The following is a 15063-nucleotide window of genomic DNA, read 5'->3' on the forward strand; positions in this document are numbered from 1 at the left end:
ACTCAAATATATGCAGCATATATATCTGGGCCAGTAGCTGAAGCGATATCTCAAGGGAAGTTAGAAAGACCAGCTATAATGCATACACATGGTGGAAGAGCAAGAATATTTGAATCAGGAGAGAGAACTATTGATATTGCATTCATGGCAGCTCCTACAAGTGATGAGTATGGAAACATAAATGGTGTAGATGGAAAATCAGCTTGTGGAGCACTAGGATATGCTCATACAGATGCAGAGTTAGCAAATATAGTTGTAGCTATAACAGATAACTTAGTTGAGTATCCAAACACGACAATTGAAATAAATCAAACTTTAGTAGATTATGTTTTAGTTGTAGATGCAATAGGAGATCCAAAAGGAATTGTATCAGGAACAACTCAAATAACAAAGAATCCCATTGGATTAAAAGTTGCAGATTTAACAGCAAAATTTATTGAAGAGTCTGGATATTTAAAAAATGGTATGAGTTTTCAAACTGGTGCAGGAGGAATCTCTTTAGCTGTTGCAGCACAGTTAAAAAATATAATGAAACAAAAAGAGATTTGTGGAAGTTTTGCATCTGGAGGAATAACAGGATACATTGTTGATATGTACAAAGAGGGATTGTTTAAAGCTTTATTTGATGTTCAATGTTTTGACTTAGATGCTATAAAATCAGCTAAGGAAAATCCAGCACACATAACGATGTCAGCATCAATGTATGCTAATGCAAACAATAAAGGAGCAGTTGTAAATAAGTTAGATGTTGTTATTTTAGGAGCTACAGAGATTGATACAAACTTTAATGTAAATGTAACAACAGGGTCTAACGGGGTTATAATGGGAGGATCAGGTGGTCACTCTGATACAGCTGCAGGTTCAAAATTATGTATAATAGTATCACAGCTTGTTAACTCTAGAATATCTGTTGTAAAAGATAAAGTTACAACATTAACTACACCTGGTGAAACGGTTGATATTCTTGTAACTGAAAGAGGAATTGCTATAAATCCTTTAAGAAAAGATTTGTTAGAAAAATTTAAAGATTCTAAACTTCCGATAAAGACAATAGAGGAGTTAAGAGAAATAGCTAGAAATATGACTGGGCAAGAGAATGAAATTGAATTTGAAGATGAAATAGTTGCAGTTGTTGAGTATAGAGATGGTACTGTTGTAGATACAATAAAAAAAGTGAAATAAAGTTTGTGGAGAAATATTTCTCCACTTTTTTTATTTAATTATAGGAATAAAATATTCTTATACAAGCGAAAAAAATAAAATAAAAAATTCTTGATTTTGGAATTGATATAGTGTAATATATGTCTGTAAAGGAGGAACTATGATTGAAAATATTATAAAAAGTATGAAAAACAACTTATCTGAGAGTGAAAAAATAATTGCTACATATATTGTTAAAAATAAAAACGTAATAGGAGAGATTACTTCGACAGAGTTAGCTAAAAAAATAGGAGTAAGTCAATCTTCAATTATTAAATTTATAAAAAAAATAGGATTTTCAGGATACATAGCATTTAAGTTACAATTAGAAAGGGATTTAGAAAATAAAAAAAGTTCATCAAAAAATAAAATACATAGTGATATAGACTTAGAAGATTCTTTAGAAGAGGTTACAAAAAAAACATTAGCAGAAACTATCGAAGCTTTAAATAGTACTGTGGGAGTAATTGATTATAAAAATTTCGAAACTATTATAGAGAAAATTAGAGAAAGTGGTCGTATTTTGATAATAGGTGCGGGAATGTCATCTATTGTAGCTAGAGATTTAGAATTAAAATTAATGAAAATAAAAATAGACACTGTTCACTATGATAGTAAACAGATGCAACTTATGAAGCTTTCAACGATGAATGAAAAAGATTTAGTTATAGCAATATCTCATAGAGGGGAAACGCAAGAAGTTTTAGATGTTGTAAAAATTGCTAAAGATATGAAAATTTGTGTTGTATCAATAACATCAATTGGGAAAAATAGTCTTTCTTCTTTAAGTGATTATAATATTGGGGTTGTTTCTAAAGAAAGTATATTAAGAAGTTCAGCTATTTCATCGAGAATGGCGCAAATGATAATATTAGATAGTATTTTTTTAAGATTAATGCAAAAAGATTATAGAAAAGTAAAAAAATATATAGAAAAAAGTAAAAAAATAGTGGGATGGGTGGAAAAATAAATGGAAAAGATATTGGAAGGAAAAACAACGGAAACAAGAAATTTAAAGAGTATGAATATGGATAGTATGAGTATAAAAGAGATTTTAACACTTATAAATGAAGAGGATAAAAGAGTTCCAGAAAGTATTCAAGAGGTTATTCCAGAGATTGAGAAGGCTGTAAAATTAATAATAGAAGCTTTTAATAATGGTGGAAGATTGATATATATGGGAGCTGGAACAAGCGGAAGATTAGGGGTTTTAGATGCGGTGGAATGTCCCCCAACGTTTGGAGTAGATAAGACAAAAGTAATGGGATTGATAGCAGGAGGAGAAAAAGCTTTTGTGGAAGCTCAAGAAGGAGCAGAGGATTCTAAAGAATTAGCTATAGAAGAGTTAAATGGAATAGAGCTGAGATCAAATGATATAGTTTGTGGAATAGCAGCATCAGGAAGAACACCTTATGCAATAGGTGGAATTGAATATGCAAAAAAGTTAGGTTGTAAAACAATAGCGATTGCGTGTAATAAAAGAAGTAAAATTGGAGAGATAGCAGATGTGGCAATAGAGGTAGAAGTAGGACCTGAAGTTTTAACGGGGTCTACAAGAATGAAAGCGGGAACAGCTCAAAAATTAATTTTAAATATGATTAGTACTGCTTCAATGACAGGAATAGGAAAAGTTTATGAAAATTTAATGGTTGATTTAAAAATTACTAATGTAAAGTTACAGGAGAGAGCAAAAAATAATGTGATGCAAATAACGGGGTGTAGTTATGAAATCGCTCAAGAAACATTAGAAAAAGCTAATAATCAAGTAAAAGTAGCAATTATAATGGTTTTATTAAGATGTAACAGAGAAGAAGCAGTGGAAAGATTAAATGAATCTAAAGGTTTTATAAGAGAAGCAGTAAAATAATATCAAGGGGAGAGTAAAATGGATAATCAATCAATTGCAAAAGAGATAATTGAAAAATTAGGGTCAAAAGATAATATAGCAGTTATAAATAATTGTATGACAAGAGTAAGAGTTTCTGTTAAGAATAATGATAAAGTAGATTTTAAAAACTTGGATGAAATTCCAGGGGTTATAAAAGTAATAAAAGATGATACGATTCAAGTAGTTGTAGGACCAGGAAAGAGTAAAAAAATAGCGGATGAAATGAAAAAACTTTGTGGAGAAATATCGGCTAATAACGATGAATGGAAAAAAACAAAAGAGAGTGTAAAATCAAAGCAAAGTAAGTTCTCATCAGTATTAAGAAGGTTAGCAAATATATTTATTCCATTAATTCCAGCGATAATAGGGGCGGGGCTTTTAAATGGAATAGCAGGATATTTTCAAAATGTATATACAGCAGAAGGAATAAAAGATATGCCTATGTGGATAACATTTTTTCAAACTTTAGGTAGTGGTTTATTTGCATATTTTGCAATATTTGTGGGTATAAATTCAGCTAATGAGTTTGGAGCAACACCTGCTTTAGGTGGAGTTATTGGAGCAATAACAATAAGTGGTAATATAAATATATTTTCAAAAGCATTAGGCTTATACAATGCAGAAGTACCGTTAAATAGTATCTTAATTCCTGGTAAAGGTGGAATAATTGGTGTGATAATAGGTGTTGCAATTTTAGCTTGGGTCGAAAAGCAACTAAGAAAAATTATACCAGATTTTCTAGATACAATTTTAACTCCTATGATTGCATTATTAATAGTAGGAACATTAACAATATTTGCAATAATGCCTTTTGCAGGAGTAGTTTCAGATGGAATTATAAAAGTTTTCTCATTCTTTATAATGAGTGAAGGACCGATGGCAATAATAGGTGGATTTATATTAGCAGCATCATTTTTACCTCTATTAATGGTTGGATTACATCATGGACTAATACCATTTTATATGGTTCAACTAACACAATTTGGAAGTATCTCCTTATTTCCAATACTTTGTATGGCAGGTGGAGGACAAATAGGTGGAGCAGCAGCAATCTATATAAAGGCAAAAAAAAATAAAAAACTAAGAGATATAATAAGATCAGCAATGCCTGTTGCAATATTAGGAATAGGGGAGCCAATGCTTTATGGGGTAACACTTCCTTTAGGAAAACCATTCATAACAGCTTCAATAGCAGGTGGAATAGGTGGAGCATTTTTAGCAGCCACAAAAGTTCAAACAATAGCCTTTGGACCAGCAGGAATAACAGCTATTCCATTAGTTATTCCAGGAAAAATTTTATATTATATAATTGGATTAGCAATATCTTATATAGCAGGATTTATAATAACATATTTCTTTGGAATTCCAAAAGATATTGATGAAGCTGTATAAAAAATAAAAAAATAAAACTTTTTTTAAAAGATATTTGTCTAAAAGATATAATAAAGAAAAAAGTGTTATAAAAATAAATAATCTCCCCGTATTAAAAGAACCTTGTAAAAGAGGTTCTTTTAATTTTTTTAATAAAGGAAATGTGATAAAATTAGAAAAGAATATATTGGGAGGGATGAGATGATTTTAAAGTTTATAAATAAAATAAAAGATTATATAAGTGAATTGCAACTAACTCATTTTTATAGTCAAATGAAGGGAGCTTTAGAAAATTATAAAAGATCAAATTCAAATTTATGGGCAAATACCTTATGTTATTTTACAACATTATCTTTTATACCTGTTTTAGCGATAGCGTTTAGTATTGGAAGATGGTTTGGGATAGATAATTATTATCTTAAACAACTAACAGAGAGTTCCCCGTTAAATGAGGAGACTGTAAATCTTATACTAGAAACAACTCAGAATTTGCTACAAAATACTAGAAGTGGAATTATTGCAGGAGTAGGATTTTTATCATTAGGTTGGGTTATCATATCAATGTTTTCTGTGATTGAAAAAGCCTTAAATAGTATATGGGGAATTAGAAAAACAAGAGGTGTTTTTAGGAAAGTAACTGATTATTTTATTGTTTTTTTAATGTTACCAGTAAGTGTGATTGGAGCTAATATATTAACTAATCTAAAAACCGATATATTTTACAGTAAACATATAATACAGTTAATAGCACCATATTTAGCATTGTGGATATTTTTTATATTTTTTTATACTGTTCTTCCAAATACAAAAGTAAACTTAGTTCCAACTCTTTGGAGTAGTTTTATAATTTCATTTTTATTAAATCAAAGTAATATGCTATTAGTAAGATTACAGATAATAATAACAACATATAATAAAATTTATGGAAGCTTTTCAGTTCTGTTACTTTCTTTAATATGGTTAAAAATTGTATGGTTTTTAATTTTAATAGGAGCACACTTTTCATATATTTTACAAAATAGAGATAGTTTAGGAAAAATTGGAATAATAAAAAAAATAAATTTTATTTCAAAGTATAGGGTTACTCAAAAAGTATTACTAACATTGATGGAAAATTATTTGAAAAATAATAAACCAATATCTGCTATAGAGATATCTGAAAGTTTAAAAATACCAACAGAGTTAACTAGAGGGATTTTAGATATGTTAAAAAAAATGGGTTATATTTCAACGATTGAATGTGAAACAACAGATGAAAAAAATTATAAACTAACAATGAGTGTAGAGATAATAACATTTAAGAAATTATATGAAGATATGGAAAATTTTGGCGAAAATTATGTGATAGATGAAGTTAAATTTAATGAAAATTTTAAAGTAATCGAATATTTTAAAAATATTTGATTGACAAAGTTTTTAAAATATAATATATTTTTCTTACATAATATAGTGTAGGAGGGATTTATGAAAAATAAGATAAACGAGATACTGGTAAACGACGAAAAGGCTTCTTTAAATAAAATAGCTAAAGAATTAGATATTTCAATGATTGAAGTTTTAAGAGAGGCACCAACTGTAAAAAAGTATGATATAGAAAAAATCGATGACTTGTTCGATATATTAAGAGGGTGGGAAAAGGTATTTTTATTAGTTATTACTCCAAGTTTTGTATTAGAAATACAAGATAAGTTCCCAAAAGGATTTTATGCTCATGGATTCTTAAATTTCCACGATAAAAATTCAACAATAGGTGGACATTTAAGTGTGGGAAAAATAAAAGAGATTTTTTTAGTAAAAGATATAATGTTTGGAAGAGAGAGCTATTCTATAAAATTCTTCGGAGAGGATGAAAAGGAGATATTTGCAGTGTATGTTCCAAGAAATGAGAAGAAAGAGTTGATTGAAGAGTGTTTAGAAAGTTTTAAAAGTTTATAAAAGTAAAAATAGGGAAAAGTTATGCTAGCTTTTCCCTATTTTTTATTTTATTTGTGCTTAGAAATAATATCTAAACTAAATTCAGTAGCTTTATCTAAATCCAATTGGTCTGGATGTGATTTAGCATCTTCCCATCTTTTTTTTCTTTCTTCGTTTGGAGACATTTTGTGATCAGATGGAAGTGTTGATAACCAAGAGATTAACTTTGGATCAATGGCTCCTTGACAAAAGTATCCACCTAAAATATTGTTATTATTATTTTTTAATAGAGTTTCAATGTTGTTAACACAATCTTTAGCATGTTCAGAGTGTGGATAAGCACCTAAAGTAAAGAAGTATGCAACATTTTTATCAAAAATTTGTTTAGCTAAAGTCAATGCTGTTTGATCGAAAGTGGCTCTATCAATCCAACCACCTACAAAAATTAAATCATAATCTAAGTTTACAATTTCAGAGATTGGTAAAAGGTTAGCAGTTGGAATACCTTTATGAATAGCTTGAGCTATTTTTTCTGTATTTCCAGTTTTTGATGAATATGTAATAAGTATTTTCATAAAATTAAAATCCTCCCATTATTTTTGATTAAATTTAAATTCTTTATAAAAGTATAGCTTTATTGGTTTATTATTTAAAGTTACAGGAGTCAATTTCCACTTGTTTAAAGTTTTTTCGACTTCTTTTTGGAAACCTAAACTATCTTTATCACTGTAAAATTTAATATCTTCAATTTCACCATTTAATCCCACAAGAAATCTAACCTTAATAGAAACTTCTTTAGTGTATGATACTCTTTTAGCAGCTAAAGGATACTCTGGATCAGGTTGAGAAATAAAAGAATATTTAAGTCCTTGGACCCCTTGATTTTTAGCAGCAAATACACCTTGCGAGAGCTCAATTAAATCAGTATTAGTATTTGTAGGTGTATTTGTATTTTCTGATTGGTGAGATTTTTTAGTGAGTTCATTTTTCTTTTTTTCTAAAACTTTTTTAGGTTTAGAAATTTTTTTATTATCTTTTTTTATAACTTCTCTTTTTTTCTCCTCAAATTTAGGTTTATCTATTTTTTCTTCTACCTTTTCTTCTAAAACCTCTTTTAGAATTTCATCTGATGATTCGGTTGGTTGCGGTTGTGGAGTTATTTGCATTGAATTGAAATTAACAGAGATAGATGGAGTACTAAAATCATTTCCAACATTATTAATTTCAAAACTTTTGTTTGAATCTAAAGAAAAACCAAAAATAAAAATAAATATATGTAAAACTATTGAAAAAATAAAAAACTTCATAATTCCTCCAAAAAATAAGTAGTAAATCCATAATGATTATAACAAAAAATATTTTAATTATCAAATTATTTATAAAAAAATACTTTGTTTGAAAAATATATTGACTATTTAGTACAAAATCATTATAATAACTTTGAATGTCAAAATATTTAATTTTAGGAGGGAATGTATGATAGATATAATCAAAGCAGGAGGACCATTAATGGCTGTGATAATATTTTTATCAGTAGCAGGTCTTAGTGTGATATTAGAAAGAGGGTACTACTTTTTCAAAAATGAAAAAGATAATGGAGAACTTTTAATAAATCATTTAGAAAAATTTATCAAAAATAATGAAAGAGAAAGAGCTATAAAAGCATGTGATTGCTTTAAAAATACATCAGCAAAAGTAATGAAAACAATTTTAATAGAATATAATGGTGAAAAAATGAATTGTTGTACTTATGATTATTTAGAAGAGAAAGCAAGAGAGTGTGCCTTAAGAGAGATGCCAAAATTAGAAAAAAATATGTGGATTTTAGCTTTAGCAGCTAATGTAACTCCATTAGCAGGGTTATTAGGAACTGTAACAGGAATGATTGGGGCATTTACAGCTATGTCAAAACATGGAGCAGGAGATCCAACAGTTCTAGCTTTTGGAATTTCACAAGCATTAATCACAACAGCATCAGGTTTAATTGTAGCAATACCTGCTTTAATATTTTATAATTTCTACCAAAAAAAGATTGAAAAAGCATTGGTTGATATGGAAAAAAATGTAGTGGAATTTATAAATATTTTAAGAAAGATGTAGGTATAGAATATGTTTAAATCAAAAGGGTTTATGAATTATCAAAGAAAACAATTAACACCAGATTTAACTCCATTAATAGATGTAGTATTTTTACTTCTAATATTTTTTATGGTTGCTACAACATTTGATGATATGAAGGGTATGAAAATAGATTTACCTAAATCAGAGGTTTCTGAAATAACAGAAGCTGTTGATAAAATTTCAATTTTAGTTACAAGTAATGGAGAGCTAAAAATAAAAATAGACAGACAAAAAGAGAGTTCCATAGTAGATATAAGAAAAGATGAATTGCAAGAAAAAATAAAAAATATAATTGTACTAATGGAAAATAAAAGAGTAGCAATATTAGCTGATAGAGGAATCGATTATGGAGATGTAGTAGATATAATGTCAGATATAAAGTTGGCTGGAGCACAAGCAATAGATATAGAGACTAAAGGGAAGTGATTAAATAATGTATTTTGAAACAAGATATAAGAGTCATCATAATTCTAGTGGATTGATAGGAAAGTATTATCCTCAAAAAAGAGTTACAGAGGAAGAATTTTTAAACAGATTAAAAGAGGAACCTAAAGATGTTCCAAGAGCTATATATGTTCATACACCATATTGTGATAAAATTTGTTCGTTTTGTAATTTAAATAGAGAGCAATTGAGTGGAAGTTTAGATTCTTATGCAGATTATATAGTTAGTGAATTTGATAAATATGGGGACTATAGATATTTTAAGGAAAAAAGTGTAGATGTAATATATTTTGGTGGAGGAACTCCAACAGTTTATAAAAATAATCAATTGGAAAAAATACTTCAAAGTGTTAATAGAAATATAAAATTTTCTGCAGAATATGAATTTACTTTAGAAACAACATTACATAATTTAAATGATGAAAAAATAGAGTTAATGAATAAATATGGAGTTAATAGATTATCTGTAGGTATTCAAAGTTTCTCAGATGAAGGAAGAAAATTTTACAATAGAACGTATTCGAAAAATGAAACAATAGAGAGATTAATTCAATTAAAAGAAAAATTTAATGGAGAAGTTTGCATAGATATTATTTATAACTATCCAACGCAAAAAATAGAGGATGCTATAGAGGATGCCAAGATTATAAAAAAGTTAGATTTAGGAAGTTCAAGTTTTTATTCATTAATGGTTCATGAAGGTTCAACATTATCTCATGACATAAAAGATGAAAAAGTTAAAGTTCAAGAGGATTTAAAAAGAGAGAGAGAGTTACATGATGCGTTTATAAAAGAGTTAACTAAAGATAGTGATTATTATGTATTGGAGTTAACGAAAATAGCAAAAAAAGGAAGAGATAAATATAAATATATAAAAACTAGAAACTTTGGAGGAGACACTTTTCCAATTGGAGTTGGAGCTGGAGGAAATGTTGATAATATATCTATTTTTAGAATGAAGAAAGAGATGTCAATGTTTGTTGAAAAAAGTGATTATCAACAAAGATTGGATAAATTTAGCGGATTGTTTCAATTTCCACAAATAGATAAAAATATAGTAAAAAATATATTAACATCTGAAGAAATGATAGTTTTTGAAGAATTACTATTTGAGTTAAAAGAGAATAATTTTATATTAGAAGATAAAGAACATTATAAACTAACTGAAGATGGCTTATTTTGGGGTAACAATATATCTAGAGAGATTTTAACAACAGTTGTTGAAAAAACTTTAGGATTAATAAAAAAGTAATGGAGAGGGATTAAAATTATGAACAAAAGAATAGCAGTACTAAGTTTAATAGTAACAGCTTTAAGTTATTCAAATGATGATTTTTTCTATGAAGACGCTAATAAAGGGGTTAAATTAAATGAAAGTGTGATTTCAACAACGGGGTTTGAAATAGCACAAAGAAATGTAACAAATACAGTAACAGTTATTACAGCTAAAGATATAGAGGAAAAGAATTATCAATCTGTATCAGAGGCTTTAAAAGATGTACCAAGTGTCAATTTAATAGGTGATCCAAAAGATCCAATAATTGATATGAGAGGACAAGGAAGTAAAGCAACAGCAAATGTACAAGTTTTAATAGATGGTGTAAGTGTAAACTTATTAGATACATCTCATGCAAAAACACCAATTAATACAGTTCCGGTTGAAAATATTGAAAAAATTGAGGTTATTCCAGGCGGAGGAGCTATTCTTTATGGAAGTGGAACAAGAGGTGGAATAATAAATATTGTGACAAAATCAGGAGCAGGTTATACAGGAGGTTCTGTTTCAGGAGAGCTAAATACTTTTGGTGGAAAAAAAGGTGAGGTTTCTTATGGAACGACAGTTGGAGATTTAGGTATAAATATTAATTATACTAAGAATGATTACAAGGGGTTTAGAGATGGGGATGAATCAGATTCAGAGTATTTTGAAGGAAGTTTAAAATATAAAATTGATGAAAATCAAAGTTTTACCTTTAAGTACTCAAGATATAAGGATGATGCAACATCACCTAGAGCTCTTACAAAAGAGATGTTATCAAATCCTAAAAGTAATGGTCTTGTTGGTAAATATGATGAGTTAATTGTTAATAATACTAAGAAAGATGAATTTACAGGAAAATATGAGTACAAATTTAATGAAAAAGTAACTTTAGATTTAGTTGGATTCTATCAGAAAACAGATATATATAATGAAAATAATTATGAAAAAATGAGTTATAGTGTTAAAAATTATATGGATTATACTGACGAAAAGATAGGATTTAAACCGAAATTAAAAGTTAGCTATGGAGAATCAAGTAGTTTAATTTTAGGGTATGACTATATAAATAACAACTTGAAAAGAGATAGTCAAATGGATATGTTTAGTTCAGAAAAATATAAAAATGATTTAACTAAAGATACTCATAGTGTATTTGTTTTAAATAGAAATGCAATTGGTAAATTTGAATTTACTCAAGGTGTAAGATATGAATATGCAGATTATAAAACTGATAGATCATATACAAAAAGTTCTTTATCAAGTGGGGCAACAACATCAGATACAAGTATAAATAGAAAAACAACTATGGAAAATATGGCTTATGAGTTAGTAGGAAACTATTTGTATTCAGAGACAGGAAATATCTATGTGAAGGGAGAAAAAGGGTTTACTTCTCCAACACCTTCACAATTAGTAGATAAAATAGATGGAGCATATATTAATAATGATTTAGATTCAGAAACATATATAACATATGAAACAGGTTTTAAAGATTATATATTTGGAAGTTTTATAAGTGGAGCAATATATTTAACTGAAACAAATGATGAAATAGCAACAGAAAATTATACAGGAATGAATTTTAGAAATTATAATATTGGAAAAACAAGAAGATATGGTTTAGAGTTAAATGCAGAGCAGTACTTTGGAAATCTAACAGTAAGAGAAGGATATGCTTTAGTTAAGACAAAAATATTAAAAGATCAAGATAAATCAATTGAGGGAAATGAAATAGCAGATGTTCCTACAAATAGATTTAATATAGCATTAGATTATAAAATAACTTCAAAAGTTAATGTTATTTGGGATACAGTTTATTCGTCAGGTTATTATTTAAATAATAAAAATACAGAGGGTAAACAGAATGAAAACATTGTGACAAACTTAACATTAAATTATAGACCAGTTGAAAGTTTAAGAATTTATACAGGAATTAATAATATATTTAATGAAAAGTATTATAACTCTATAAGCTCAGATGGCAAAGAGTATAATCCAGCTGCAGAGAGAAGTCTTTACGCAGGATTTAAATATAATTTCTAAAAAATAGGAGAATTAATATGAAAAAACACATATCGTTAATATTAATTCTGGGAATAATACTAACAGGAACACTTTCTATTGGTTTAGGAAGTGTTTCTGTACCATTGGAACAACTATTTTCCATAAGTACAGCACCAGATTATATAAAAACAATAATTTATGATATAAGATTACCAAGAATAGTGATGGCATTATTAATAGGAATGATGCTTTCATCAAGTGGAGTTGTAGTTCAAGCAGTATTTCAGAATCCACTAGCTGATCCATATATAATAGGAATTGCAGCAAGTGCTACACTCGGGGCTGTGATAGCATATGTATTTCAATTACCAGATATTTTTTATGGGATATTGGCATTTTTATCATGCTTAATAAGTACATTCATTATATTTAAGTTATCAAATAGAAGTGGTAAGGTTGACATAACAACTCTTCTAATAGTAGGAATAGCTGTATCAGCTTTTATAGGTGCTTTTACATCTTTTGCTATGTATTTAATAGGAGAGGAATCTTTTAAGATAACTATGTGGTTAATGGGGTATTTAGGAGGAGCAACTTGGACAAAAGTATTTTTACTTATAATTCCATTAGTTTTTTCTTTAATATTTTTTTACTTACAAAGAAATCAATTAGATGCATTATTATCAGGAGATGAAGAAGCTAACTCTTTAGGAGTTGATGTACATACATTGAAAGCAAAAGTATTAACAGTGTCGGCATTAGTTGTAGCATTTTCAGTTGCTTTTTCAGGAATGATTGGTTTTGTAGGATTAATTATACCTCATTCAATAAGAATGTTAGTAGGACCATCTAACTCTAGATTAATTCCTAATGCTGCCTTGGCAGGAGGATTTTTTTTATTAGTTTGTGACACAATAGGAAGATTGTTTTTAGCACCTGTTGAGATTCCAATTGGAGTTGTTACGGCATTCTTTGGAGCTCCATTCTTCTTATACTTAGCATTTAAAGCTAAAGGAGGAAACTAATGGGTGTAAAAGTGAATAATCTGTCATTTTCTTATGGAGAGAGAGAGATTTTAAAAAAATTAAAAGTTAATATAACTAAAGGAAAAATGACGGGGATATTAGGACCAAACGGTTGTGGTAAATCGACATTTTTAAAGAATATATTAGGATATTTAAATCCAAGTGAAGGGGATATTGAGTTTAATGGAAAGGAAACAAAGGAACTTTCTAAAAAAGAGAAAGCAAGATTAGTTTCCTTAGTTCCACAAAAGTCAAATTTAATGACAAATATGTCAGTTAAGGATTTTGTTTTAATGGGGAGACTTCCTCATTTAAAATCTAGTTGGGCAGGATATTCATATGAAGATAGAAGAAAAGTTGAAGATAATTTAAAGTTTTTAGGATTGGAAAAATTTTCTGAAAGAGTAGCAATTAGTCTTTCTGGAGGAGAGTTTCAAAGAGTTTTATTAGCAAGAGCTTTAACTCAAGATCCAGAAATTTTATTATTAGATGAACCAACTTCAGCTTTAGATTTAAATCATGCAGTTGAATTATTAAATAAGGTAAAAAGCTTAGTGGTTGAAAAATCTTTAACAGGAGTAGCAGTATTACATGATTTAAATTTAGCTGCTATGTTTTGTGATGAACTTATTATGATGAAAGATGGAGAGATAAAATATCAAGGAACACCATCTGAAGTTTTGACAGAAGAAAATTTACAAAAAGTTTATAATTTAAAGGCTAAAGTTATAAAAGATCAGAGTGGAATACCATATATTATTCCATTAGTTTAGGAGGAAAGATGAAAAGAGTAATAACATTAATTTTTACTATTTTAATTAGTAATCTAGTTTATGCTTTAAAAATAGAAAATGATTTTATTATAGATTCAAGAGGGAATAAAATAGTAAAGAAAGAGTATAAAAAAGTTTTAATATTAGATCCGGCAGCAGTGGAAGCATTTTATTTAATTGGTGGAGAAAATAATATAGTAGCAATAGCAGACACTGCAAAAAATCCAATTTGGCCACAAGAAAAAACAAAGGATTTACCAAAAGCAGGAACAATAATGAAACCTTCAGTAGAACAAGTTTTAATGTATAGCCCAGATTTAGTAATACTAAATACTATGTCTGAAAGTTTTGGAGAAAGTTTAAAAGCAAGAAAATTAAACTTTATAATTAATGAAGCTAATTCTTTTGAACAAATTTTAAATAATTTAGAAATATATGGAGTTATAACTGGAAAGGAAGAAAATACAGATAGATTAATTGATAGTTATAATTTAAAATTAAAAATGATAAAAGAGAAAATAGCAGAAAAACCTTTAAAAATAAAGGGAGGATTTTTATTTTCAACATCTCCAATGATGGTGTTTAGTCCAAATTCATTACCAGGTCAAATTTTCGATACTTTAGGAATAGAAAATATAGCAAAAGGGTTACCAGGTGGAAGACCAATATTATCGCCAGAATTTTTATTAGCAGAAAATCCGGATATACTTGTAGGTTCAATGGCTATAAAAAATAAAAATGATATTTTAAATAGTAATCCAGTTGTAAAACAAACAAAAGCGGGACAAAAAGGGAATATAATGATAATTGAATCAGACAAAATACTAAGAGGAACGCCTAGAGTAATTGATGCTTTAGAGGAGTTATACAAGGAGTTGTCAAATGTTAAATAGTATTTTCAAGTACTATTTAAAAGAAAGAAAACTGCTAACTTATTTTTTAGTTAGCAGTTTTTTAGTGACTGTACTAGATTTATATGGACCGATAGTGATTCAAAATTTAATTGATAACTCAATTCCCAAGAAAAATTTAAATGAATTTTTTATGTTCTCAGCTTTTTTA

Annotated in this window: 16 protein-coding genes; 14 read left to right on the forward strand and 2 right to left on the reverse strand. The window is 28.1% G+C overall.

The features are described 5' to 3' along the window. The 6 genes from citF to hutX all read left to right on the forward strand — a co-directional run. Positions 1 to 1182: citrate lyase subunit alpha (citF, locus tag ACRC8M_RS10810; protein ID WP_438529140.1), on the forward strand; the 1182-nt coding region annotated here is incomplete at its 5' end. Positions 1183 to 1321: 139 nt separating this feature from the next. Next, positions 1322 to 2170: a MurR/RpiR family transcriptional regulator gene (locus tag ACRC8M_RS10815; RefSeq protein WP_023050113.1), complete on the forward strand. Its 849-nt coding sequence runs from the start codon at positions 1322 to 1324 to the stop codon at positions 2168 to 2170. Beyond that, positions 2171 to 3067, forward strand: a complete 897-nt coding sequence (gene murQ, locus ACRC8M_RS10820; RefSeq protein ID WP_023050112.1) for an N-acetylmuramic acid 6-phosphate etherase — start codon at positions 2171 to 2173, stop codon at positions 3065 to 3067. Positions 3068 to 3085: 18 nt separating this feature from the next. Next, the gene (locus tag ACRC8M_RS10825; RefSeq protein ID WP_023050111.1) at positions 3086 to 4480 is read left to right on the forward strand and encodes a PTS transporter subunit EIIC; all 1395 of its coding nucleotides are present in this window, start codon (positions 3086 to 3088) and stop codon (positions 4478 to 4480) included. Positions 4481 to 4660: 180 nt separating this feature from the next. Further along, entirely contained in the window at positions 4661 to 5863 is a 1203-nt protein-coding gene (locus tag ACRC8M_RS10830) for a YhjD/YihY/BrkB family envelope integrity protein (RefSeq protein ID WP_023050109.1), read from the forward strand. 60 nt (positions 5864 to 5923) lie between these two features. Then, the gene (gene hutX, locus ACRC8M_RS10835) at positions 5924 to 6394 is read left to right on the forward strand and encodes a heme utilization cystosolic carrier protein HutX (RefSeq protein WP_023050108.1); all 471 of its coding nucleotides are present in this window, start codon (positions 5924 to 5926) and stop codon (positions 6392 to 6394) included. Positions 6395 to 6441: 47 nt separating this feature from the next. Here the strand turns inward: hutX and ACRC8M_RS10840 are convergent, their stop codons facing one another. Both ACRC8M_RS10840 and ACRC8M_RS10845 read right to left on the reverse strand, forming a co-directional pair. Beyond that, positions 6442 to 6948, reverse strand: a complete 507-nt coding sequence (locus ACRC8M_RS10840; RefSeq protein WP_023050107.1) for a flavodoxin family protein — start codon at positions 6946 to 6948, stop codon at positions 6442 to 6444. An 18-nt stretch (positions 6949 to 6966) separates the two neighbouring features. Then, positions 6967 to 7680 (reverse strand): energy transducer TonB, encoded by a 714-nt coding sequence (locus ACRC8M_RS10845; RefSeq protein ID WP_023050106.1) that lies wholly within the window; start codon positions 7678 to 7680, stop codon positions 6967 to 6969. A 169-nt stretch (positions 7681 to 7849) separates the two neighbouring features. On the opposite strand from ACRC8M_RS10845, the gene ACRC8M_RS10850 reads away from it, so the two are divergent. The 8 genes from ACRC8M_RS10850 to ACRC8M_RS10885 form a co-directional block, all read left to right on the forward strand. After that, complete coding sequence (locus ACRC8M_RS10850; RefSeq protein ID WP_023050105.1) at positions 7850 to 8473, forward strand: MotA/TolQ/ExbB proton channel family protein; 624 nt, start codon at positions 7850 to 7852, stop codon at positions 8471 to 8473. A 9-nt stretch (positions 8474 to 8482) separates the two neighbouring features. Further along, positions 8483 to 8920, forward strand: a complete 438-nt coding sequence (locus ACRC8M_RS10855; protein WP_023050104.1) for an ExbD/TolR family protein — start codon at positions 8483 to 8485, stop codon at positions 8918 to 8920. Between the two features lie 7 nt (positions 8921 to 8927). After that, positions 8928 to 10190, forward strand: coding sequence for a radical SAM protein (locus tag ACRC8M_RS10860; protein ID WP_023050103.1), 1263 nt, complete (start codon positions 8928 to 8930; stop codon positions 10188 to 10190). 18 nt (positions 10191 to 10208) lie between these two features. Beyond that, the gene (locus ACRC8M_RS10865) at positions 10209 to 12242 is read left to right on the forward strand and encodes a TonB-dependent receptor (RefSeq protein WP_023050102.1); all 2034 of its coding nucleotides are present in this window, start codon (positions 10209 to 10211) and stop codon (positions 12240 to 12242) included. 17 nt (positions 12243 to 12259) lie between these two features. Beyond that, positions 12260 to 13228, forward strand: coding sequence for a FecCD family ABC transporter permease (locus tag ACRC8M_RS10870; RefSeq protein WP_023050101.1), 969 nt, complete (start codon positions 12260 to 12262; stop codon positions 13226 to 13228). Then, entirely contained in the window at positions 13228 to 14001 is a 774-nt protein-coding gene (locus ACRC8M_RS10875) for an ABC transporter ATP-binding protein (RefSeq protein WP_023050100.1), read from the forward strand. Before ACRC8M_RS10870 ends, ACRC8M_RS10875 begins: the two co-directional genes overlap by 1 nt. 8 nt (positions 14002 to 14009) lie before the next feature. Then, a complete protein-coding gene (locus tag ACRC8M_RS10880; RefSeq protein WP_023050099.1) occupies positions 14010 to 14894 on the forward strand; it encodes an ABC transporter substrate-binding protein in 885 nt (294 codons plus the stop codon). Then, a partial coding sequence (locus ACRC8M_RS10885) for a hypothetical protein (protein ID WP_438529141.1) occupies positions 14884 to 15063 on the forward strand: 180 nt, incomplete at its 3' end. The genes ACRC8M_RS10880 and ACRC8M_RS10885, both read left to right, overlap by 11 nt.

The sequence above is a fragment of the Cetobacterium sp. genome (assembly GCF_051653945.1).
Lineage (GTDB): Bacteria > Fusobacteriota > Fusobacteriia > Fusobacteriales > Fusobacteriaceae > Cetobacterium_A.

Bases quoted from the DNA above. Each gene is read 5' to 3' on its own strand.
- ACRC8M_RS10825 (WP_023050111.1), top strand. From the start codon at position 3,086: ATGGATAATCAATCAATTGCAAAAGAGATAATTGAAAAATTAGGGTCA.
- ACRC8M_RS10830 (WP_023050109.1), top strand. From the start codon at position 4,661: ATGATTTTAAAGTTTATAAATAAAATAAAAGATTATATAAGTGAATTG.
- ACRC8M_RS10845 (WP_023050106.1), bottom strand. From the start codon at position 7,680: ATGAAGTTTTTTATTTTTTCAATAGTTTTACATATATTTATTTTTATT.
- ACRC8M_RS10840 (WP_023050107.1), bottom strand. From the start codon at position 6,948: ATGAAAATACTTATTACATATTCATCAAAAACTGGAAATACAGAAAAA.
- ACRC8M_RS10855 (WP_023050104.1), top strand. From the start codon at position 8,483: ATGTTTAAATCAAAAGGGTTTATGAATTATCAAAGAAAACAATTAACA.
- hutX (WP_023050108.1), top strand. From the start codon at position 5,924: ATGAAAAATAAGATAAACGAGATACTGGTAAACGACGAAAAGGCTTCT.
- ACRC8M_RS10875 (WP_023050100.1), top strand. From the start codon at position 13,228: ATGGGTGTAAAAGTGAATAATCTGTCATTTTCTTATGGAGAGAGAGAG.
- ACRC8M_RS10815 (WP_023050113.1), top strand. From the start codon at position 1,322: ATGATTGAAAATATTATAAAAAGTATGAAAAACAACTTATCTGAGAGT.
- ACRC8M_RS10865 (WP_023050102.1), top strand. From the start codon at position 10,209: ATGAACAAAAGAATAGCAGTACTAAGTTTAATAGTAACAGCTTTAAGT.
- ACRC8M_RS10860 (WP_023050103.1), top strand. From the start codon at position 8,928: ATGTATTTTGAAACAAGATATAAGAGTCATCATAATTCTAGTGGATTG.
- ACRC8M_RS10880 (WP_023050099.1), top strand. From the start codon at position 14,010: ATGAAAAGAGTAATAACATTAATTTTTACTATTTTAATTAGTAATCTA.
- murQ (WP_023050112.1), top strand. From the start codon at position 2,171: ATGGAAAAGATATTGGAAGGAAAAACAACGGAAACAAGAAATTTAAAG.
- ACRC8M_RS10870 (WP_023050101.1), top strand. From the start codon at position 12,260: ATGAAAAAACACATATCGTTAATATTAATTCTGGGAATAATACTAACA.
- ACRC8M_RS10850 (WP_023050105.1), top strand. From the start codon at position 7,850: ATGATAGATATAATCAAAGCAGGAGGACCATTAATGGCTGTGATAATA.